This is a genomic window from Bradyrhizobium sp. STM 3843 (assembly GCF_000239815.1).
In the GTDB taxonomy this organism is placed as follows: Bacteria; Pseudomonadota; Alphaproteobacteria; order Rhizobiales; family Xanthobacteraceae; genus Bradyrhizobium.
This window is the reverse complement of record NZ_CAFK01000283.1, coordinates 1-19,789: the sequence shown is the minus strand read 5'-3', so window position 1 is coordinate 19,789 and position 19,789 is coordinate 1. Positions and strand designations below refer to the sequence as shown.

Sequence of the window (19,789 nt, the reverse complement as noted above, 5' to 3'; positions counted from 1 at the left end):
AAACGAATTGATTTTGAGCGCCACTCGCAACACTGGGATGGGCGGGACCAAAGCCTGTCCTCAAATCCCCAGGTACCGATGCTGCAGATCCGGCTCGGCCATCAATTGCTCCGACGTGCCGCTCCACACGGTGCGGCCGCGTTCGATGATGATGTGGCGGTCGCAGATACGAGTGAGGTGCTCGACATTCTTGTCGATGACCAGAATCGACTGCCCCTTCGCCTTCAGCATCGAGAGGCAATTCCAGATCTCCTGGCGGATCAAGGGCGCCAGGCCTTCGGTGGCCTCGTCCAGGATCAGGAGCTTTGGATTGGTCATCAGCGCGCGGCCGATCGCCAGCATCTGCTGCTCGCCGCCGGACAGCTGATTGCCCATGTTGCTGCCCCGCTCGGCCAAGCGCGGGAACAGCGCGTGAATCTTGTCCAGCGTCCACGGATCGGGATTGCCGAGCCGGTTGGATGACGCCGCCACCAAATTTTCGGTCACGGTGAGATTGGGGAAGATCTGCCGCCCCTCCGGGACCAGGCCGATACCGAGCTGCGCGATCCTGTAGGACGGCAGCCTGCGCGTCTCATGCCCTGCGAAGCGGATCATGCCGGCGCGCGCCGGCGTCAGCCCCATGATCGAGCGGATTGTGGTGGTCTTGCCCATGCCGTTGCGGCCCATCAGCGAGACCATCTCACCAGGCCGGATTGACAGCGACAGTCCGAACAGCACCTGGCTGAGCCCGTAGCAGGTCTCGATGCCCTCGACCTCGAGCAGCGGGTCAGCCATGTTTCACCACCACATGCTGATCGCCGAGATAGGCGCGCTTGACCTCGTCGTTCTTTCGGATCTCCTCCGGCGTGCCGGAGGCGATGATGCGGCCATAGACCAGCACCGAGATGCGGTCCGCGAGCGCGAACACCGCCTCCATATCGTGCTCGACCAGCACGATTCCGACTTCGCGGCGAAGCTCGGACAACAGCTTCACCATGCTTGCGGACTCGGTGACGCCGAGGCCAGCCATCGGCTCGTCGAGCAAGAGCAGCTGCGGCCTGGTTGCCAGCGCAACCGCGAGCTCGAGCTGGCGCTGCTCACCATGGCTGAGCCGGACGACCGGCACATCGGCGCGATGGCCGAGACCGACCCTCTCCAACGCCGCGTGCGCGGCGGCACGGAGCTGCGGCTCCTTTCGCGCATTGGCGAAGAAGCGGAACGAGTGGCCGTCATGTGCCTGTGCCGCCAGCGCGACATTGTCGGCGGCGGTGAAGTCCGGCAGCAGCGAGGTGATCTGGAACGAGCGGGCCAATCCCAGCGCGCTGCGGCGGTAGGCAGGAAGACGGGAGATATCGCGGCCGGCGAGATAGATGTAGCCGGCGTGCGGGGCGAGATGCCCGGTGAGCTGGCTGATCAGCGTGGTCTTGCCGGCCCCGTTCGGGCCGATGATGGCGTGCAGCTCGCCGCGGCCGACCTCGAGGCAGACATGATCGGTGGCGACGATGCCGCCGAAGCGGCGCACCAGATTGTCGACGCGCAGCAGCGGTTCAGCCACGGTTCAACCTCCCGAGCAGGCCCATGATGCCGCCGCGGCCGAACAGCACCACCAGGAGCAGCAGCGGGCCCATGATCAGCGCCCAATATTCGGTGAGCTGCGACAACAGCTCCTCCAGGACCAGATAGAGCACCGCACCGACCACCGGACCGAACAGGGTGCCCATGCCGCCCAGGATCACCATCACCATGAGATCGCCGGAGCGGGTCCAGTACATCACCGCGGGGCTGATGAAATCGGTGTTGTTGGCGAGCAGCGCACCGGCAAGCCCGCACAATGTGCCGGCGATGACGAAGCACACGAGCTTGTAGCGCTTCGAAGCAAAGCCGATCGCCTGCATGCGCTGCTCGTTGGAGCGCAAGCCCTGCACCACCAGGCCGAAGCGCGAATTGACGATCCGCCAGATCAGAAACACGACAGCGAGCAGGCAGGCGAGGCAGAGATAATAGAACTGAACGCGATCGCTCAGATTGACCAGGCCGCCGAAATCACTGCGCTTGTAGATGGTAAGCCCGTCGTCGCCACCGTAACGCGCGAGCCCCGAGGCGACGTAATAGGCCATTTGCGCAAAGGCCAGCGTGATCATGATGAAATAGACGCCGCGGGTGCGAAGCGACAACGCGCCGATGACCAGGGCAAACAGTGCGGATGCAGCGAGCGCCACCGCGAACTGTGCGTAGCCGGAGCCAATGCCCTCCTGCGCCAGGATGCCGACCGCATAGCCGCCGATGCCGAGATAGGCGGCGTGACCGAAGCTCATCATGCCGCCATAGCCCATGATCAGGTTCAGGCTCACGGCGGCGAGCGCCAGGATGACGATGCGGGTGAACAGGGTCAGAATGAAGATGTTGCCGGTGAGGCTCGAATAGGCCGGCAGCAGCAGCAGGGCGGCGACGAGTGCCGCGGCCGCAATGGTCTGGGCGTTGAGCGAGGACTTCATCTGCGGCTGGCCGGAAACAGACCTTCGGGCCGCACCACCAGCACGATCGCCATCAGCAGATAGATCAGCATCGACGACATCGCCGGGGCCGCGGTCGACGCCGCGGCCGAGCTCAGGATCTGGCGCAGCAGGTTGGGCAGGAAGGCACGCCCCAACGTATCGATCAGGCCGATCAGGATCGCTGCGATAAAGGCGCCGCGGATCGAGCCGATGCCGCCGATCACGATCACGACGAAGGCCAGGATCAGGATGTTCTCGCCCATGCCGATCTGCACCGTGAGGATCGGCGCCTGCATCAGCCCGGCCAGGCCGGCGAGAGCCGCGCCCAAGCCGAACACCAGCGTGTAGAGCAGCTTAATGTTGATGCCGAGCGCGCCAATCATCTCGCGATTGGAGGCGCCGGCGCGGATCAGCATGCCGATCCGCGTCCGCATCACGCCGAGATAGAGCAGCAGCGCCACCAACAGCGCCACCACGATGATCGCGAGCCGGTACGCCGGATATTGGATGCCGGGCATAATGGTCACCGGGAAGGCGAGCCAGGACGGTAGCGGCAAGGCCAGCCCGGCCGGTCCCCAGACCAGCCGGACGGCCTCGTTGAAGAACAGGATCAGCCCGAAGGTCGCAAGCACATGGTCGAGATGGTCGCGGCCATAGAGATGGCGCAGGGCCGCCAATTCGAGCACGATACCGAGCAACAAGGTGGCGCCGAGCGCCAGCAGCGCGCCGAGGACGAAGCTGCCGGTCCAGGCCACGAATGTCGCCGCGAAATAGGCGCCCATCATGTAGAGCGAGCCATGCGCGAGATTGACCAGGTCCATGATGCCGAACACCAGCGTCAATCCGGCCGCGAGCAGAAACAGCAGCAGTCCGAACTGCAGCCCATTCAGGAATTGTTCGACGACGAGAAGCATGCGCCCCTTACATCAAGCCCGACCATCATGCCCGAGCGAAGGGCGGCAGAACCTAAGTGGCTCTGCCGCTGCTCAGCCTCACTGATCTTAGGCCGAAGATATTTTAGGCTTCAAGCAAATTCCAGGCCGGTTTCTTGGCCTATTTCATCGGGCACTTGTCTTGGAAGCGGTCCTGGTCGTCCTTGACGATGGTGGCGACCGTCTTCAGCGACAGCTGGCCGTCGGCCTCCTTGACCACGTCCTGCAGGTAGAAATTCTGGATCGGAATGTGGTTGTTGCCGTATTTGAAGGAGCCGCGCAGCGACTTGAAGTTGGCCTTCTCCATCTCGGCCTTCATGGCGTCCTTCTGCGAGGTGTCACCCTTGACCGCGACCACCGCGCTGTTGATCAGCTGCGCGGCGTCATAGGCCTGGGCGCCGTAATAGGTCGGCCGCAGACCCGGATACTTCTTGCGGTAGTCCTCTACGAACTTCTTGTTCTGCTCGTTCGGCAGATCGTTGACCCATTCCTGCGCGCCCGGCACGCCGATTGCGTTGTCCTTCTGCAGGGGCAGCGACAATTCGTCGATCGTGAATGCGGTGTAGAGCGGCATCTTCTCCTTCAATCCAGCCTGCGCGTACTGATTGAGGAATTGCACACCTGCCGCGCCCGGATAGAACACGAAGATCGCTTCCGCGCCGGAATTGCGCGCCTTGGAGAGCTCGGCCGAGAAATCAAGCTGGCTCGGCCAGACCGTATATTCCTCGCCGACCACCTGGCCTTTGAAGGTGCTCTTGACGCCCGCCAGCATGTCCTTGCCGGCGGCATAATTCGGGCCGATCAGGAAGACGGATTTGACGCCCTTCTGGTTCATAGTGAGGCCCATCGCCGCGGGCGTCTGGTCGTTCTGCCAGGAGGTCGAGAACACGTAAGGCGAGCACAATTCGCCAGCGAGCTGTGACGGCCCGGCATTGGCCGAGATCAGAAAGGTCTTGGAATCCACCGCCGTCTTCAGCGACGCCAACAGCACGTTCGACCAGATATAGCCGACGATGAAATCGACCTTGTCGGCCTGCACCAGCTTCTCGGTCTTCTGCTTGCCGATGTCAGGCTTCTGCTGGTCGTCCTCGTAGATCACCTCGACCGGCTTGCCGTCGATCTTGCGGCCGAGATGATCGAGCGCAAGCTCGAACGAATTCCGCATGTCGTTGCCGATGACGGCGGTCGGACCGCTGAATGTGGATACGAAGCCGATCTTGATGCTGTCCGCCGCGAGCGCGGATTGCGACAGGCAAAGCGCCGCTGCGCCGGCGAGCCAGAATGTTGCTTTCATGTTTCTCCCCTCCTGCTCTTTTCTTTATGGACCATCGACCGAATGGAGCATCGGCCAATGACGCGCCGGCGGCGTTTCGCCGCAGCGCGCCCGGGCTTCTGAGGCCTCATGCACCATAATTCGTGAAAACAGCTGAAAGCAAGAACTATACTGCCGGTCGGCGAGGATGGTGAATGACGCAACGGCCGGCCGCGCTGCAGCCGGTCCGTGGATCCATCACAGCGTGCCGCCCGATCGCGGTGCTCACTTCACGAGCGGACAGCCTCCGGCGGCAAGCGGCCGGAATGCCTGGTCGGCGGGGATGGTCGCAACCAGACGATAGTAGTCATACGGGTATTTCGACTCCTCGGGCTTCTTCACCTCGAACAGATACATCGGATGGATCACGCGGCCGTCCTGGCGGATCGTGACCTCGCCGAACAATCTGTCCTTGCCTTTGACCGTCTTCATCTGCGGCACGACATCCTTGGCGTCGTCGCTGCCGGACGCTGCGACCGCATTCAGATAGGCGAGCGTCGACGCATAGACCCCGGCCTGGTTGCCGCTCGGCATCTTGCCGTTCATAGCCGGGCGCGCGGCGAAGCGCTTCGCAAACGCGCGCGTGTCGTCATCCATGTCCCAGTAGAAGGCTTCCAGGAGCTGCAAGCCCTGTGCGGCCTTCAATCCCATGCCGTGGACATCGTTGATGAACAGCAGGAAGGCGACCAGCGATTGCCCACCCTGCTGAATCCCGAACTCGCCTGCCTGCTTCACCGCATTGATGGTGTCGCCGCCGGCATTGGCGAGCCCGATCACTTTGGCCTTGGAGCTTTGCGCCTGCAGCAGGAACGAGGCAAAGTCGGAGGTGCCGAGCGGATGCTTGGCCGAGCCCAGCACCTTGCCGCCGTGCTTCTCGATATAGCTGGTGGCCTCGGCTTCGATGCCCTGCCCGAGCGCATAGTTCACGGTGATGAAATACCAATCCTTGCCGCCGCGTCCCATCATGGCGGCGGCCGTGGTGTTGCCGGTGGCCCAGGCGTCGTTGACCCATTGGATCGTGTTCGGCGAGCAGGCCTTGCCGGTCAGATCCGAACTCGCAGTCGATGACGCCAGGAAGGTCATGCGGCTGTTTCGCAGCAGCTCATTGACCGTCAGCCCCACCGCCGAATTGGGCACGTCGACGACGGCGTCGACCTTGTCGAGCTCGAGCCATTTGCGCACGATCGCCGAGCCGACGTCGGCCTTGTTCTGATGGTCGGCATAGACGATCTCGACCTTGATGCCCTTGCCACCGCCGTTGAAATCCTCGGCCGCCATGCGGGCCGCCTCGACCGAGCCCATGCCGTTGGTGTCCTGGAAGATGCCCGAGATATCGTTGAGCACGCCGATGCGGACGACATTGTCGGAAATCTCCGCCCGAGCCGGCGCGCAGGCCAAGCTCAGCGCGACCAGCGCAAGCCCATAGTTCAGCTGCTTCATCAATTCCCTCCCCTTTTTTGGTTTGCTTGTTTCTTGTTATTGCGGCCGGCCTGCATGCCGACCGGACGAGACGTCAGCTCTGACGCTCGGGCACGCGCACCACGAGACCATCGAGCGCAGGTGACACTTTGATCTGACAAGACAGACGGCTGTTTGGCAGGCGCTCCGACGCCGTGCCGTCGAGCAGCGCGTCCTCGTCGTCGCTCATGGGATCAAGCTTCGCGACCCAGGCATCGTCGACATAGACATGACAAGTGGCGCAGACGGCATTGCCGCCGCATTCAGCAACGATACCGTCCACGCCATGGGTGAGTGCCGCCAGCATGACGCTGGCGCCCTCCTCCGCCTTGACGTCTTCGCTGCGATTGTCTGGATGAATGAAGGTGATCGTCGTCATGCTCTTGCTCAGGCTGGAGTGATGCTGATTGGCAGGCTTTCCAGCCCGCGCAGGGTGTTGTTGTAACGACGCTTGACCGCACCATTGACTTCGATGGTGGCGACCTTGCGCGCCAGCGCGGTCAGCACTGCCTCGCCCTCGAGACGGGCGACGAGCTGGCCGACGCACATGTGGATGCCCGAGCCGAAGCCGACATGGCCGGACACTTTGCGCGAGATATCGTAAACGTCAGGCCGCTCCCAGCGCCGCACGTCTCGATTGGCCGAGCCCAGGAACATCAGCACCTTTTCGCCCTCAGGAATCGTGACGCCGCCGATCTCGACCTCGCGCGTGGTGGTGCGGAAGAAGGTCTGCACCGGGCTTTCGAAGCGCACGGCTTCCTCGAAGGCATTGCGGGCCAATGACGGATCCTGGCGCAGCCGCTGCCACTCTTCCGGAAACCGCGCGAGACAATAGACCGCCGCGCCGATACCATAGACCGTGGTGTCGAGGCCCGCCGAGAGTAGCGAACGCACCAGAAGCGGCGCTTCAGCCGGGGTGATGTCACCAGTCTCGGCGAAGGCATGGATGCAGGCACCGAAGCCGCCGGGCGTGAGGTTGTCGCGCTGGCATTGCTCGGTGACATAGGCCTGATGCGGCGCCGAGCGCGCGATCGCCTGCTGCCGGAGCTCATTGGGCGGGCCGAACGCGTTGAACACCAGGCTCGCGTAGGGAATGAGATGCTCGCGCCCCTCCGGCTTCAGCCCCAGGGCGTCCGGAAACACCGACAGCGGATAGGCTTCGGCAAGCTCGGTGATCGCATCGAATTGGCCACGCGCAAGCAGCTCATCGACCTTCGCCTCCGCGGCGGCCATGAAGCCATCGCGCAGGCGCTTCATCACCGCCGGCGACAGCACTTTGCTCAACACCGCGCGCGTGCGTGTATGCGCCGGCGGATCGGCTTCCAGAATCAGGCTCGGCGGCCGCCACGGCGTCTCCTTGGCGAAGTCACTGAGGCCCACGCCACGGCTGGAGCAGAATGTCCTGTTATCGTTGAGTACCGCGTAGACCTCGGCATAGCGGGCGACGCCATAAACATTCCACCGATCGAGATAGATCACCGGCCCCGCCTCGCGCATCGCCTCATGCGCCGGATAGGGATCATCGAAAAAGGCGATCGAGAACGGATCGATGTCGAGGTGCGCAATTCCATCCGCAGGCGCGGTGGGGTGAGCGGCCGGCGCGGAGACATCTGTCAGGTTCATGCGGTCCTCCCGAAGTTTGGCCTTGTCATGCGGCTTTGGCTGTCTCTATGTCTTCGCGCGAGAGATGATGGACATCATGAGCGAACAGACCGGCAAATCGCGCGGCGCCAAGGCGCAGGCGCAAGCGACGAAAGGCCAGGATCCCGACCACGGCCTCACGCTCGATCTCGATCGCTACGTGCCCGCCTTCATCACCTTCATCGCCAACAAATTGTCGAACAGCGCGACCGCATTCTACCAGCGCAATTTCGGCGTCAATGTCACGGAATGGCGGATCATGTCGCTGCTCGCGATCGAGCCGGGGATTCCAGCCTCGCGCATCTGCAGCGTGATCGGCTTCGACAAGGGACCTGTGAGCCGCACCTTGGCGGCGATGAAAAAGCGCGGACTGATCGCCATCCGCTCCGATCCCGCCGATGGCCGCAGCCATTCGATCGCGCTGACAACCAAGGGACGCGCGACCCATGACAGGGTCATCATCGCCGCGCTGGAGCGGGAGCGGCGCCTGCTGTCGTGCCTCGACAAGCAGGAACAGGAGCTCCTGATTGTCCTGCTGCGCCGCATTCACGATAATCTCGGCGCGGTGACCGGGCCAATGGAACCCTGATCCTGCGGCACGCACGGATCTTGCCGCGCGCTGCATCGCTCCAACACGCCTATATGCCGCCGCGCTGGCTTGCCGCAGGCTCATCCCGGTTCCATCCCTTGGCCGACGGTGCGCATCTTGCTGCCCGCCCCTTGCCGATCAGCGTTCCACAAAATGGTTGCCTTGGCAACATTAAACTTGAGGTGCCCCATTGTGTCGCCCCCAATGCGCGACGATCACTCCGTCACGAGATTCCCGACAAGGCAGCAGGCGCGGGTTCTGAACGGAAAGATGGCGTCCCCGCCGAGCCGATACAATCCTGCTATCATACGATAGACGCGACGGGCTTGAAGCGGCCACGCTTGCGTGTACCTAAAGTGGGGGTGCAGCAGCGAGAACCAGCCTATGACGATTGAGCCGCGCAATCTTCATCACGTCGTGATCGTCGGTGCCGGTTTCGGCGGCCTGGAAACGACCCATCGCCTGGCCGGCGCGCCCGTGCGCATCACGCTGATCGACCGCCGCAACCATCATCTGTTTCAACCGCTGCTCTATCAGGTCGCGACCGCCTCGCTCTCGACGTCCGAGATCGCCTGGCCGATCCGCTATCTGGTGCGCGATCGTCCCGAAGTGACGACGCTGTTTGGAACCGTCACGGGCATCGATGCCGCGAACCGACGCGTGCAGCTCGAGGACGGCACTGAAGTTGCCTACGACACGCTGGTGCTCGCCACCGGCGCACGCCACGCCTATTTCGGTCATGACGAGTGGGAGCCGTTCGCGCCGGGGCTCAAGACGCTCGAGGACGCCACGACCTTGCGGCGGCGCATCCTGGTCGCCTTCGAGCGCGCCGAACGCGAGACGGATCCGGCCAAGCGCGCAGCGTTGATGACCTTCGTCATCATCGGCGCGGGCCCGACCGGCGTGGAGCTCGCCGGCACCATTGCGGAGCTTGCCCGCTCCACCCTGCCGCCTGACTTCCGCAACATCGACACGCACGGAACGCGCGTGCTGCTGATCGAAGCCGGTCCGCGCGTGCTGGCAGGCTTTCCCGATGACCTGTCGGCCTACGCGCTCAAATCGCTCGAGCGCATCGGCGTGGAGGTGGTGCTCGGGCAACCAGTGACCGACTGCAATGCGGATGGCGTCGTCTATGGCGGCAAGCAATTGGACGCCAAGACCATCATCTGGGCCGCCGGCGTGCGCGCGTCACGGGCGGCCGAGTGGCTCAACGCCCCGGCGGATCGCGCTGGCCGGCTGCAGGTCGCCCCAGACCTGACTGTGCCCGGCCATCCCGAGATCTTCGCCATCGGCGACACCATCACGATTCCAGCCTGGAATGGGCAACCGGTGCCCGGCATCGCACCGGCCGCCAAGCAGGAGGGCCGCTACGTCGCTGAGGCCATCAAGGCCCGGCTCGGCGGGCGCAGCCTGTCGCCATTCCGCTACAGCCATGCCGGCAGCCTGGCGCAGATCGGCAAGCGGCTCGCGGTGATCGATTTCGGCTGGCTCAAGCTGCGCGGCGCGATCGCCTGGTGGATCTGGGGCCTGGCTCACATCTATTTCCTGATTGGCTTGCGCAACCGGCTCGCGGTGGCGCTGAGCTGGCTTTGGATTCATGCGCGCGATCAGCGCGCAGCGCGCCTGATCACGCAGGGGTCGAGCAAGGTGATGGACTGACGTTTGCCTAAAGAATAAGCAGTTTGGGAGGCAAACGTCCGCCGCCAGCATGCCGACGCTCGTTCACCTCCGAACAACCGATTGAAATTCAAGCGATAAGCATCGGTGCCGCCCATCGTGCCGATGTACACAATGGCATGTGCCTTGCTACGATCAACGGACCTCTGGACCGCGGGGAGCGTCAGCAATGCAACGGATAATAGTCACATCTGAGCACCGGAGCCGTTCGTGACCGAGACCGTTGCCGAGATCGTCGCGGCGCATCGGCAGGGCCAGGCATCGCCGGCCGAAACCGTGGCGCGCAGCTTCGAACGGATCCGCGCCCATGGCGATGCCGCGGTCTTCATCAGCCTGCGTGACGAGAAGGACGCCATCTCCGAAGCCGGGCGGCTTGCGAGCATGGATGCCGCGAGCCTGCCGCTCTATGGCGTGCCGGTCGCGGTGAAGGACAATATCGACGTTGCGGGACTGCCGACCACGGCGGCCTGTCCCGCCTTCGCCTCTACGCCAGCACGCGACGCGACCGCGGTGGCGCGCTTGCGCGCCGCCGGCGCGATCATTATCGGCAAGACCAATCTCGACCAGTTCGCGACCGGGCTGGTCGGTGTGCGCTCGCCCTATGGCATCCCGAAAAATCCGGTGCGCGGCGACCTGGTGCCGGGTGGATCGAGCTCAGGCTCGGCGGTCGCGGTGTCTGCCGGCCTGGTGCCGCTCTCGCTCGGCACCGACACGGCCGGCTCCGGCCGCGTGCCGGCGATGCTCAACAACATCGTGGGCTTGAAGCCCAGTCTCGGTATGATCTCGACGGCAGGACTGGTGCCGGCCTGCCGGACGCTCGACTGCATCTCGGTGTTCTCGCTGACGGTGGACGATGCGATCACGGCGCTCACCGCCATGGCCGCGCCCGATCCGCTCGATCCATTCTCGCGCGACCGGCCACTGAAAGCGCTCTCATCTTTTCCGAGTGGGGTGCGGCTTGGCGTGCCGCGCTCGGGCCAGCTGATCTTCTTCGGCGACAGGGCCGCGGAGGCCGCCTATGGCGAGGCGATCGCGCGCTTCTCCAGGCTTGGCGTCAATCTGGTCGAATTCGATCTCGAGCCATTCTATGAGACTGCAAGGCTGCTCTATGAAGGGCCGTGGGTCGCCGAGCGTTATCTCGTGATCCGCGATCTCCTGGCCTCCGACCCGGATGCGATCCATCCGGTCACGCGCGAGATCACCATTGCCGGCGCGCGCCCGAGCGCGGCCGACACCTTCGCTGCGCTCTACCGCCTGCAAGGCTTGCGCAAGATCGCGGCGCGCACCTTTGCTGATATCGACGCGCTGGTGCTGCCGACGGCGCCGACCACCTACACGACGGCCGAGGTGCTGGCCAACCCGATCGAGCTCAACAGCCGGCTCGGCACCTACACCAATTTCGTCAATTTGCTCGATCTCTGCGGAGTGGCGCTGCCGGCCGCCATGCGCGACGACGGCATTCCGTTCGGCATCACGCTTCTGGCTCCGGCGGGTGACGATGCCAAGCTCGCCAGCATCGGACGCGCTTTCCATGCCGACACCAGGCTTGCGGTCGGCGCGAAGGCGGTCCCTCTGCCCGCGCTGGCGCCATTGCCCTCGTCGCTGCGCGACGGCGAGTTTGCGATCGCGGTGGTCGGTGCGCATCTGTCGGGAATGGCGCTGAACCACGAGCTGACGTCGCTCGGCGGGCGCCTATTGGAAGCGACGAAAACGGCGCCGAACTATCGGCTGTATGCGCTTCCGACCACGCCGCCGAAGCCCGGCATGCTCGGCATCGCACCCGGCGAGGGCGTATGCGTCGAGCTCGAACTGTGGGCGCTGTCGGCCGCGGGCTTCGGCCGATTCGTCGCGTCGGTGCCCGCGCCGCTGTCGATCGGCACCATCACGCTCGCCGATGGCCGCGACGTCAAAGGCTTCATCGTGGAGTCGGCTGCCACCAATGGCGCGCGAGATATCTCATCATTCGGCGGCTGGCGGGCCTATCTGGCGAAAGGGGCGGCTTAGAGGATCAGCGCGGTGTGAACTGATTGAGATCGGCGATGCCGATCTGCTGCTCGAGCGAAGCGACGCGGTGCACCATCATCTCAAAACCGTCGCCGCCGAACATCTGATGTTCCTTCTTCTCGAAATCCTCCGCCATCGCATCATATTCATGCGGCGAGACGATCTTGCGCAGCAGCGGAAACAGGTCGGTGTCCTCGCGCGCCGCGTGCGGCCGATACATGGCAATGAAGGCGTTGATGCCGTCGACGACCTGCCGACGTTCATCACCATCCTTGCGGCTGCCGGGCGCGGCTTGGAGAATTTTCGCAGTCACGCGCCGACCGGCGTCGTGTTGCGTCATCAGCGTATCGACGAGCGACACCAGCTTGCCGGCCTGCTTGAAGCGGGGAAAGACCGCCTGCTCCTCGGATTTTTCGTGGTAGTTCTCGATGAAGTCGCGGACAATTTCCGCGGCGCCCGTGATTACGGCTGGATCGAAATCCTCATTGGCGGAGAACTTGCGCACCGCCGCCTCGTAGACCAGCAGCACGCGATTGAGCACGCCATGCTCGCGCATGAGGTCTTCGGGCGGGCTGACCTCGGGCTCCTTCTCGCTCTTGTCGGCTTTCTCGCCCTTGTCGGCTTTGGCCGCCAAGGCGATGGCCGGCGACAACACAAGGCCGCCGGCCACCGCCACCACAGATGCGGCTTTCAGGAAGCGGCGCTTGTCGATTTCGGCAACGAGATCCGCGGGCCTGATGAGGGGCATGCCACGCTCCGTCAGGCCGATTTGCGCCAGGCCGCTTCGTTCTTCTTGTCGTAGTCGTTGAAGGCCTTGATCAGCCCGTTCAGCACTTCCGCCGAGGTCTCGAACATCGCCTTGAGCTGCGGCTCCTCGACCTTGCCGATGTCCTCGCGCAGATGCGCCACGGTCTCTTGCAGGCGCTGCGCCATCCGCCGGGTGTGATGACGGGGATCCTTTTCTGAAGCTGAAGCCATGAGCCAGTCTCCTCTGGTCAGGGACGAACAGAGAAAACGACAGCCTCCTGCGGGAGTTCCTATTGCGAGGTGCGCACTACACGGAGACGGCGTAGATCTCATATTCGCCGCGCACCAGCTCGATATGGGCGCGCATCGCATTGGCCGCACCGGCCTTGTCACCGCGCAGGATCGCGACCACGACGCGGTCGTGCTCGGCATGCGATTTGGCCAGCCGGCCTAGATTGCGGAACTGGGCGCGCCGGAACGGCTGCACCCGCACCCGCGTCGCCAATGTGATCTCGGCAATATAGGCGTTGTGCGCGCCGGCATAGATCGTGCTGTGGAACCGCTCATTCACCTCGTGGAACCGCTCAGGATTCCCGGCATGGCTGAGGGTGCGCAATTCATCGTGAATGGCTTCGAGCCGCTGCCGTTCGATCGGCGTCATCCGCTGCGCGGCAAGCCCCGCGCAGAGCGCTTCGAGCTCCGCCATCGCCTCGAACATCCCGGTCAGGCGCTCGACGCCTGGACGCGCCACCACCGCGCCACGATGCGCACGCGCCTCCACCAGGCCCGACGCGGCAAGCTGGCGCAACGCTTCGCGCACCGGCGTGCGGGAGACGTTGAAGCGCTTGGCGATCTCGGTTTCGTCGAGCGGCGCGCCGGGCGCCAGCGCGCCGCGCACGATTTCATCCGCAAGTTGCAACCGCAGCTCTTCGGCGCGCGTGATCTTGGCGACGCTGGGCACCGGGCGATCAACACGCTGCAGCTCCGGCTCGCTGACGAGGAGGGGCCGCGGCCGGATCGGAAGGTCGTCGAGACTCATGCCTTAAGCATCCTTCGCTTCATCGATGATGCTGACATGCGCCGCGACGATTCTCCACCCTTCCGGAAAGCGGACCCAGGTCTGCATCTGGCGCCCAACGCGGCCGGGTGCACTGTCGCGATAGAACAAGGTCGAGGCGACCGCGGTGTCGCGGCCGTAAGCGGTGATGACCGTGCGCGCGGTCCGCCGCATCAGGCCGGCCGGCGAGCGCGCCGCGCGGAAAGCGGAGATCTGGCCATAACCATACAGATTCTCGGTGATGCCATAGCGCAGAGTGCGCGAATCCTTTCGAAACAGCTCGTCAAGTACCGCGACATCATTGCTCACGAGCGCTTGTTCATAACGCTGGAACTGTGCCGTGACCTCCGCGACGACATCGGGCAGATCGACTTCCATGCTCTAATATCCCTTCGGTGCCGGCGCGGCGACGACGCCCATCTCTTGCAAGGCATGGGCCACGCGAAGTGCGATGTCTTCGCGCCAGGGCGCGGCAATCAGCTGCACCCCGATCGGCATCGGCGACAGCGGCACTGGAACGGCGACCACCGGCAGGCCGATGAAGGAGATCGGCTGAGTATGAATGCCGATATTGGCGCGCACCGGCAGCTCGACGCCGTCGAGCACGAAAGTCGCTTGCCCGAGTTTCGGCGCAATGCATGGCGTGGCCGGCGCAATCAGCAGATCGACCTGCTTGAACAGCTCCAGCACCTGCGCGCGATACCAGCGCCGGAATTTCTGAGCGCGATCGACCAAGGGTGCCGGAATCATCGCGCCTGCGATCAGCCGGTCGCGCACGGCGGGGTCGAAATCATGAGCACGCGTGCGCAGCCGGTCGAGATGCAGCGACGCGCCCTCCGTGGTGCTGATGACGTAGGCGGCGGCGCGGGCGCGAGCGGCCTCGGGCACCTCGATCACTTCGGTCGCATTCAACGCCTTGGCGACGCGGCCGACAGCTTCGATCGCCTCCGGGAACAGATGCTTTTGGAAATGGCCGCCGGCCAGAGCGACGCGCAGACCGGAGATGCCCTGCCAGAGCAACGGCGTCACCGGCTCTGGCACTCGGCTCGTGCAGGCCGCATCGTCAGGATCTGGCCCTTGCATCGCGTCGTAGGCGAGCGCGAGGTCCTCGACCGAACGGGCAAAGGGCCCGAGATGATCCAGGCTGGCGACGAAGGGAAATGAGCGTGCGCGCGACAGCCGGCCGTAGGTCGGCTTGAGCCCGAAAATGCCGCAGAACGACGACGGCACCCGGATCGAGCCATTTGTATCTGAGCCGAGCGCGAGCGGCACCAGCCGACCGCCGACGGCGCTGCCGGAGCCGCCCGAGGAGCCGCCACTCATGCGCGTGGCATCGTGCGGATTGCGTGACGGCCCGTCATGCACATTCTCGCCGGTGAAGTCATAGGCGTATTCGCCCATGTTGAGCGCGCCGACCAGAACGGCACCTGCCGCTTCCATCCGCTCGATCAAGGTCGCATCGCGCGCTGCCGGCGGCAGGTCGCGGTTGATCTTGGAACCGGCGCGTGTCGCAAGCCCCTTCACATCGAACAGGTTCTTCACCGCGAACGGCACGCCGGCCAGCGGACCGACGCTCTTGCCCGCAGCGATCGCGGCATCGACGGCACGCGCTTTGTCCCGCGCACGCGCGGCGGTGACGTCGGTGAATGAATTTAGCACGCCATCATGCTGCGCGATCCGCGCCAAGACCGCGTCGGTCGCCTCCAGCGCAGACAGCTTGCGCGCGCTCACCGCAGCGGCGATCGCGCTTGCAGACATCTCGGCAGATTCAGGCACGGAAGACACTCGCAGGCTCTGTTTCGTCCGGCAGCTTATGATCGTCGACCAGCCGCGCCATCTTCAGCGACACTTCGAGATTGGCGCGGATCGCGGGCCGCCAGTCCTCCTCGATAGGCAATCCGAGCGCGCGCCCGACGGCATCGATGTAATCATCCAAGGGTTCGGCCATCCTCTCACCTCTCAATGCACCGGCAACGGCGGATGCGGAATCGCCGCAAGCAGCTCGCGCGTGTAGGGATCTTGTGGATCGTCCAGCACACGCTCGGCCGAGCCTTCCTCGACGATTCGCCCCGACCGCATCACGATGACACGATCGCACAGGAGACGCACCACATTCAAATCATGGGAGACGAACAGATAGCTCATACCCATCTGCTGTTTCAGGTCCTGCAGCAGGTTCAACACCACCGCCTGCACCGAGACGTCGAGCGCCGCCGTCGGCTCGTCCAGGATCACGAGCTTTGGATGCAGTGCAATCGCACGGGCGATGCCGACACGCGCCTTCTGGCCACCGGATAATTGATGCGGGAAGCGATCGAGCAGGTTGAGCGGCAGACCGACCAGGGTCGCGAGCTCCTCACATCGCGCCCGCAGCGCGTCGCGGCCCTTGATGTCGCCGAGCTGCAGGATCGGGTCAACGATGGCGCGCGCCGCGGTGAAGCGCGGGTTGAGGCTGTCGGTCGGATCCTGGAACACCATCTGGATGCGGCTGCGTTGCGGCAGCCGCGCAAAGGCCTGCGGCGCGATCCCGCCGATCTCCTCGCCGTCGAAGACGATGCGGCCGGAGCTCTGGTCCAAGAGCCGCATCACCATCATCGATGTCGTCGACTTGCCGCAACCGGATTCGCCGACCAGGCCGACGCTTTCGCCACGGCCGATCATGAAGCTGATTCCGTCGACGGCGCGAAAGGCTTCGGGCTCGACCGGCGGCTTGCGCCCGAACAGTTTTGAAAGCGTCGCACTCGCGCCCTGCCGGGGATATTCCTTGACCAGCCTGTCGACGAGAAGGAGTGGCTTTGCAGTGCCATCTCTCTGCTCGTCACCCCCGGGCTTGACCCGGGGGTCCATCGCGGCTGATGAGTCTTCCCCGGCAAGATGGATGGCCGGGTCAAGCCCGGCCATGACGGGGAGTGAGCGTGGAGAGCTTGAAGAAACAACTTCCTCCTCCGGCAGCAGCTCCCGCAGCGACACGCCGAGCCGCGGAGTCGCCCGCATCAGTTTGCGCGTATAGGGATGTTGCGGATGCGCGAAGATGTCGGCCGCGTTGGCGGTCTCGACCACGTGGCCCTTCTCCATTACCACCACGCGGTCGCAATAGGCGGCAGCAAGACCAAGATCATGCGTGATCAGGATGGTCGACATGCCGCGCTGCTTCGTCAGCTCGACCACGAGATCCATCACCGCCTTTTGCGTGGTGACATCGAGCCCTGTCGTGGGCTCGTCGGCGATCAGAAGCTGCGGATTGCAGGCCAGCGCCAGCGCGATCACAACCCGCTGGCACATGCCGCCGGACAGCTCGAACGGATAGGCATGATAACGCTCGCGCGGGCGCGCGATCTTCACCTGCTCGAGCGCCGCGATCGCCTTCTCGGGGCGTTCGTTCGCGGCGGCCTGGGCGTGCTGCTTCAGCACATCCTCGATCTGCTGGCCGACTTTGCGGATCGGATTGAGCGCCGCGCGCGGATTCTGGAAGATCATCGAGATCTCGCGGCCGCGGAGATCGCGCATCTCAGCCTCGCTGGCCGCCTTGACGTCGATGCCGGAAAACATCACAGCGCCTTGCGCGATGCGCCCCGCGCGATCGAGGATGCGCATGACGGCATAGGACGTGACCGATTTGCCCGAGCCGGATTCGCCGACGATCGCGACCGTCTCGCCTTTCGCGACGGAGATATCGATATGCTGCACCGCCTTGACGATGCCGCGCCGGGTGGAAAATTCGACGGTGAGATCCCGGACTTCGAGCAGCGGCTGTGCGGTCATGAATGGCTCCGCTTGTTCAAGTCGTCATGCGCGGGCTTGACCCGCCTGCGGGGCCGGAGCCCGTTCGGCGCGGCGAAGGCCCGCGCATCCATCCCAAAATTCAGCATACGCATTGACTGATGGATTGCCGGGTCAAGTCCGGCAATGACGAAGCTGTGTTCATGGACGCCCATCGCCTCACGTCCGCCGCTGCGGATCGACAATGTCGCGCAAGCCGTCGCCGAGCAGGTTGAAGCAGAACACCGCGGTCATCAACGCCAGTCCCGGGAATAGCGCGATCCACCATTCGCCGGACACCATGAACGATGCGCCCTCGGCAACCATAATGCCCCACTCGGCTGTGGGCGGCCGGACACCGAGCCCGATGAAGGACAGGCCGGCCGCATTGAGGATGGCGTAGCCCATGGTCAGCGACATCTGCACGATCATGATCGGCATGATGTTTGGCAGGATATGGCCGAGCAGAATCCGCGCCTCGCTGTTGCCCGACAGCCGTGCCGCCTGGACGAAGCCGGCATTGCGGCGGACATTGGCTTCGGCGCGCGCGACCCGCGCATAGAGCGGGAAGTTCACGATCGCGGTGGCGATGATGATGTTCTGCACGGTGTTGCCGAGCGCCGCCACGATGCCCATCGCCAGCACGAACAGCGGGAAAGCCATGATGGTGTCGGCGATGCGGCCGACGATGCGGTCGGTCCAGCCGCCGAAGAAGCCGGCGGCCACGCCCGCAAGCCCGCCCATGGCGAAGACCAGCACCACCGAGGCAATCGCAATGAACGTATCCAGGCGCGTGGCGACCACGACCCGGCTGAAGATGTCGCGACCCAGCTGGTCGGTGCCGAACCAGTGCGCCGCCGACGGGGGCTTCAGGGCCGATGCGGTGTCGCTGGCGAGCGGATCGTAGGGCACGATCCATGGCCCCAACAGCGCCGCAAACAGGATCACGATCAGAAGCGCGAAGGCAAAGGCCGTAACCTTGTTCTCACCGAGCACATAGCGCGTGTGTTCGATAACAGCGACGAGGCCCGATCGGCGTGATGGAATGACGGGGTCAGCGGTGGGCGCGACAGTGCTCATCCTTCCAGCCTCACACGGGGATCGATGACGCCATAGAGAATGTCGATGACGAGATTGAGCGCGACATACATGACCGCCATGGTCAGCACGAAGCCTTGCACGGGCGCGAAATCGGAGGCGATCAGCGCCTCGACCGCGTAGGAGCCGATGCCCGGCCAGGCGAACACCTTCTCCACGAGCACATTGGCACCGAGCAGGAACGAGAACACCATCGACAGCGTCGTGATGACGGGCAGCATCGCATTGCGGAACGCGTAGGTGACGGTCACGGTCGATGGTGACAGACCGGAGGCGCGCGCGGTGCGAACGAATTCCGATGCCAGCACCGACAGCATCGAAGCCCGTGTCATGCGCGCGATCGGCGCCAGCGAGAAGATCGCAAGCGTCGCCGCCGGCAGAATCAGCTGGCTGAGCGCCGAGCGGAACGCCTCGAAATCCCGCGCGATCAGAGTGTCGATCAAGTAAAAACCGGTCACCGTCTCCGGCGCGCTATAGAACACGTCGAGCCGTCCGAGCGGCGCCGGCGACCAGCCGAGCCGGAAATAGAACACATAGACCAGCACCAGTCCGGTGAAGAACACCGGCAGAGACACGCCGGCCGTGGTGATGATCCGGCAGGCATGATCAATCAATGATCCCGGCCGCGTCGCTGCCAGCACGCCGAGCGGCAGCGCGATCACGATCGAGATCAAGAGACCGAGCAGCGTCAGCTCGGCGGACGCCGGCAGGCGGTTGCGGATCTCGGCCGCGACCGGCTGGCCGGTGGTAAGCGAGTTGCCGAGATCGCCATGGGCAAGGTCGGCGGTGTAGCGGAAGAACTGTTCGACCAGCGGCTTGTCGAGACCGAGCTTCTTGCGGATCTGCTCGACCGCCTCCTTGGTCGCCGCGGGCCCGGCGAAATAGGCGGCAGGATCGCCGGGCAATGCACGGGTCAGCAGGAAGGTGACGATGACCACCCCGATCAGCGAGGGGATCGCGAAGGCGAGGCGCTTGGCGATGAGGGCTAGCATGGGGCACCCCGTGACAGAGATGACCTCGGTCGCGCAACGCTGTGCGCTC

The 19,789-nt window shown here is 64.4% G+C and carries 20 protein-coding genes; 3 read left to right on the top strand and 17 right to left on the bottom strand.

The genetic code is table 11. The annotated features are described in order from the left end of the window. Positions 1 to 60: 60 nt before the first annotated feature. The 8 genes from BRAS3843_RS28400 to BRAS3843_RS28365 form a co-directional block, all read right to left on the bottom strand. Positions 61 to 774, bottom strand: coding sequence for an ABC transporter ATP-binding protein (locus BRAS3843_RS28400; RefSeq protein ID WP_008972581.1), 714 nt, complete (start codon positions 772 to 774; stop codon positions 61 to 63). Further along, the gene (locus BRAS3843_RS28395; protein WP_008972580.1) at positions 767 to 1,534 is read right to left on the bottom strand and encodes an ABC transporter ATP-binding protein; all 768 of its coding nucleotides are present in this window, start codon (positions 1,532 to 1,534) and stop codon (positions 767 to 769) included. Before BRAS3843_RS28395 ends, BRAS3843_RS28400 begins: the two co-directional genes overlap by 8 nt. Next, entirely contained in the window at positions 1,527 to 2,474 is a 948-nt protein-coding gene (locus tag BRAS3843_RS28390) for a branched-chain amino acid ABC transporter permease (RefSeq protein ID WP_008972579.1), read from the bottom strand. Before BRAS3843_RS28390 ends, BRAS3843_RS28395 begins: the two co-directional genes overlap by 8 nt. Continuing rightward, positions 2,471 to 3,388, bottom strand: a complete 918-nt coding sequence (locus BRAS3843_RS28385) for a branched-chain amino acid ABC transporter permease (RefSeq protein WP_008972578.1) — start codon at positions 3,386 to 3,388, stop codon at positions 2,471 to 2,473. Before BRAS3843_RS28385 ends, BRAS3843_RS28390 begins: the two co-directional genes overlap by 4 nt. Positions 3,389 to 3,527: 139 nt before the next feature. Continuing rightward, entirely contained in the window at positions 3,528 to 4,700 is a 1,173-nt protein-coding gene (locus BRAS3843_RS28380; protein WP_008972577.1) for an ABC transporter substrate-binding protein, read from the bottom strand. Between the two features lie 243 nt (positions 4,701 to 4,943). Continuing rightward, on the bottom strand, positions 4,944 to 6,158 hold the full coding sequence (locus tag BRAS3843_RS28375) for an ABC transporter substrate-binding protein (RefSeq protein ID WP_008972576.1): 1,215 nt from the start codon (positions 6,156 to 6,158) through the stop codon (positions 4,944 to 4,946). Positions 6,159 to 6,231: 73 nt separating this feature from the next. Next, positions 6,232 to 6,555 (bottom strand): 2Fe-2S iron-sulfur cluster-binding protein, encoded by a 324-nt coding sequence (locus BRAS3843_RS28370; protein ID WP_008972575.1) that lies wholly within the window; start codon positions 6,553 to 6,555, stop codon positions 6,232 to 6,234. Positions 6,556 to 6,563: 8 nt separating this feature from the next. Beyond that, positions 6,564 to 7,799 (bottom strand): cytochrome P450, encoded by a 1,236-nt coding sequence (locus BRAS3843_RS28365; RefSeq protein ID WP_008972574.1) that lies wholly within the window; start codon positions 7,797 to 7,799, stop codon positions 6,564 to 6,566. Between the two features lie 76 nt (positions 7,800 to 7,875). Here BRAS3843_RS28365 and BRAS3843_RS28360 point away from each other — a divergent pair, with 76 nt between their 5' ends. The 3 genes from BRAS3843_RS28360 (at position 7,876) to atzF (ending at position 12,087) form a co-directional block, all read left to right on the top strand. After that, positions 7,876 to 8,406: a MarR family transcriptional regulator gene (locus BRAS3843_RS28360; protein ID WP_008972573.1), complete on the top strand. Its 531-nt coding sequence runs from the start codon at positions 7,876 to 7,878 to the stop codon at positions 8,404 to 8,406. A 384-nt stretch (positions 8,407 to 8,790) separates the two neighbouring features. After that, the gene (locus tag BRAS3843_RS28355; protein WP_008972572.1) at positions 8,791 to 10,065 is read left to right on the top strand and encodes an NAD(P)/FAD-dependent oxidoreductase; all 1,275 of its coding nucleotides are present in this window, start codon (positions 8,791 to 8,793) and stop codon (positions 10,063 to 10,065) included. Between the two features lie 228 nt (positions 10,066 to 10,293). Then, on the top strand, positions 10,294 to 12,087 hold the full coding sequence (gene atzF, locus BRAS3843_RS28350; protein ID WP_008972571.1) for an allophanate hydrolase: 1,794 nt from the start codon (positions 10,294 to 10,296) through the stop codon (positions 12,085 to 12,087). A gap of 4 nt (positions 12,088 to 12,091) precedes the next feature. On the opposite strand, the gene BRAS3843_RS28345 is transcribed toward atzF, so the two are convergent. The 9 genes from BRAS3843_RS28345 to BRAS3843_RS28305 form a co-directional block, all read right to left on the bottom strand. Then, positions 12,092 to 12,835: a hemerythrin domain-containing protein gene (locus BRAS3843_RS28345; protein ID WP_008972570.1), complete on the bottom strand. Its 744-nt coding sequence runs from the start codon at positions 12,833 to 12,835 to the stop codon at positions 12,092 to 12,094. A gap of 11 nt (positions 12,836 to 12,846) precedes the next feature. Continuing rightward, positions 12,847 to 13,065: a hypothetical protein gene (locus BRAS3843_RS28340; RefSeq protein ID WP_008972569.1), complete on the bottom strand. Its 219-nt coding sequence runs from the start codon at positions 13,063 to 13,065 to the stop codon at positions 12,847 to 12,849. Between the two features lie 76 nt (positions 13,066 to 13,141). After that, a complete protein-coding gene (locus BRAS3843_RS28335; protein ID WP_008972568.1) occupies positions 13,142 to 13,873 on the bottom strand; it encodes a GntR family transcriptional regulator in 732 nt (243 codons plus the stop codon). A 3-nt stretch (positions 13,874 to 13,876) separates the two neighbouring features. After that, on the bottom strand, positions 13,877 to 14,269 hold the full coding sequence (gene hpxZ / locus BRAS3843_RS28330; protein WP_008972567.1) for an oxalurate catabolism protein HpxZ: 393 nt from the start codon (positions 14,267 to 14,269) through the stop codon (positions 13,877 to 13,879). A 3-nt stretch (positions 14,270 to 14,272) separates the two neighbouring features. After that, positions 14,273 to 15,649 (bottom strand): AtzE family amidohydrolase, encoded by a 1,377-nt coding sequence (locus tag BRAS3843_RS28325; RefSeq protein ID WP_008972566.1) that lies wholly within the window; start codon positions 15,647 to 15,649, stop codon positions 14,273 to 14,275. Between the two features lie 10 nt (positions 15,650 to 15,659). Next, the gene (locus tag BRAS3843_RS28320; protein ID WP_008972565.1) at positions 15,660 to 15,839 is read right to left on the bottom strand and encodes a DUF4089 domain-containing protein; all 180 of its coding nucleotides are present in this window, start codon (positions 15,837 to 15,839) and stop codon (positions 15,660 to 15,662) included. A gap of 11 nt (positions 15,840 to 15,850) precedes the next feature. Continuing rightward, the gene (locus BRAS3843_RS28315) at positions 15,851 to 17,653 is read right to left on the bottom strand and encodes an ABC transporter ATP-binding protein (RefSeq protein WP_008972564.1); all 1,803 of its coding nucleotides are present in this window, start codon (positions 17,651 to 17,653) and stop codon (positions 15,851 to 15,853) included. 177 nt (positions 17,654 to 17,830) lie between these two features. Then, positions 17,831 to 18,730 carry an ABC transporter permease gene (locus BRAS3843_RS28310; RefSeq protein ID WP_008972562.1) on the bottom strand — a complete coding sequence of 300 codons (900 nt, stop codon included), beginning with the start codon at positions 18,728 to 18,730 and terminating at the stop codon, positions 17,831 to 17,833. Further along, positions 18,727 to 19,740 carry an ABC transporter permease gene (locus BRAS3843_RS28305; protein ID WP_008972561.1) on the bottom strand — a complete coding sequence of 338 codons (1,014 nt, stop codon included), beginning with the start codon at positions 19,738 to 19,740 and terminating at the stop codon, positions 18,727 to 18,729. The genes BRAS3843_RS28310 and BRAS3843_RS28305 overlap by 4 nt, the downstream gene beginning before the upstream one ends. Positions 19,741 to 19,789 lie beyond the last annotated feature (49 nt).

Bases quoted from the DNA above. Each gene is read 5' to 3' on its own strand.
- BRAS3843_RS28400 (WP_008972581.1), bottom strand. From the start codon at position 774: ATGGCTGACCCGCTGCTCGAGGTCGAGGGCATCGAGACCTGCTACGGG.
- BRAS3843_RS28390 (WP_008972579.1), bottom strand. From the start codon at position 2,474: ATGAAGTCCTCGCTCAACGCCCAGACCATTGCGGCCGCGGCACTCGTC.
- BRAS3843_RS28385 (WP_008972578.1), bottom strand. From the start codon at position 3,388: ATGCTTCTCGTCGTCGAACAATTCCTGAATGGGCTGCAGTTCGGACTG.
- BRAS3843_RS28380 (WP_008972577.1), bottom strand. From the start codon at position 4,700: ATGAAAGCAACATTCTGGCTCGCCGGCGCAGCGGCGCTTTGCCTGTCG.
- BRAS3843_RS28375 (WP_008972576.1), bottom strand. From the start codon at position 6,158: ATGAAGCAGCTGAACTATGGGCTTGCGCTGGTCGCGCTGAGCTTGGCC.
- BRAS3843_RS28370 (WP_008972575.1), bottom strand. From the start codon at position 6,555: ATGACGACGATCACCTTCATTCATCCAGACAATCGCAGCGAAGACGTC.
- BRAS3843_RS28365 (WP_008972574.1), bottom strand. From the start codon at position 7,799: ATGAACCTGACAGATGTCTCCGCGCCGGCCGCTCACCCCACCGCGCCT.
- BRAS3843_RS28360 (WP_008972573.1), top strand. From the start codon at position 7,876: ATGAGCGAACAGACCGGCAAATCGCGCGGCGCCAAGGCGCAGGCGCAA.
- BRAS3843_RS28355 (WP_008972572.1), top strand. From the start codon at position 8,791: ATGACGATTGAGCCGCGCAATCTTCATCACGTCGTGATCGTCGGTGCC.
- BRAS3843_RS28345 (WP_008972570.1), bottom strand. From the start codon at position 12,835: ATGCCCCTCATCAGGCCCGCGGATCTCGTTGCCGAAATCGACAAGCGC.
- BRAS3843_RS28340 (WP_008972569.1), bottom strand. From the start codon at position 13,065: ATGGCTTCAGCTTCAGAAAAGGATCCCCGTCATCACACCCGGCGGATG.
- BRAS3843_RS28335 (WP_008972568.1), bottom strand. From the start codon at position 13,873: ATGAGTCTCGACGACCTTCCGATCCGGCCGCGGCCCCTCCTCGTCAGC.
- hpxZ (WP_008972567.1), bottom strand. From the start codon at position 14,269: ATGGAAGTCGATCTGCCCGATGTCGTCGCGGAGGTCACGGCACAGTTC.
- BRAS3843_RS28325 (WP_008972566.1), bottom strand. From the start codon at position 15,649: ATGTCTGCAAGCGCGATCGCCGCTGCGGTGAGCGCGCGCAAGCTGTCT.
- BRAS3843_RS28320 (WP_008972565.1), bottom strand. From the start codon at position 15,839: ATGGCCGAACCCTTGGATGATTACATCGATGCCGTCGGGCGCGCGCTC.
- BRAS3843_RS28315 (WP_008972564.1), bottom strand. From the start codon at position 17,653: ATGACCGCACAGCCGCTGCTCGAAGTCCGGGATCTCACCGTCGAATTT.
- BRAS3843_RS28310 (WP_008972562.1), bottom strand. From the start codon at position 18,730: ATGAGCACTGTCGCGCCCACCGCTGACCCCGTCATTCCATCACGCCGA.
- BRAS3843_RS28305 (WP_008972561.1), bottom strand. From the start codon at position 19,740: ATGCTAGCCCTCATCGCCAAGCGCCTCGCCTTCGCGATCCCCTCGCTG.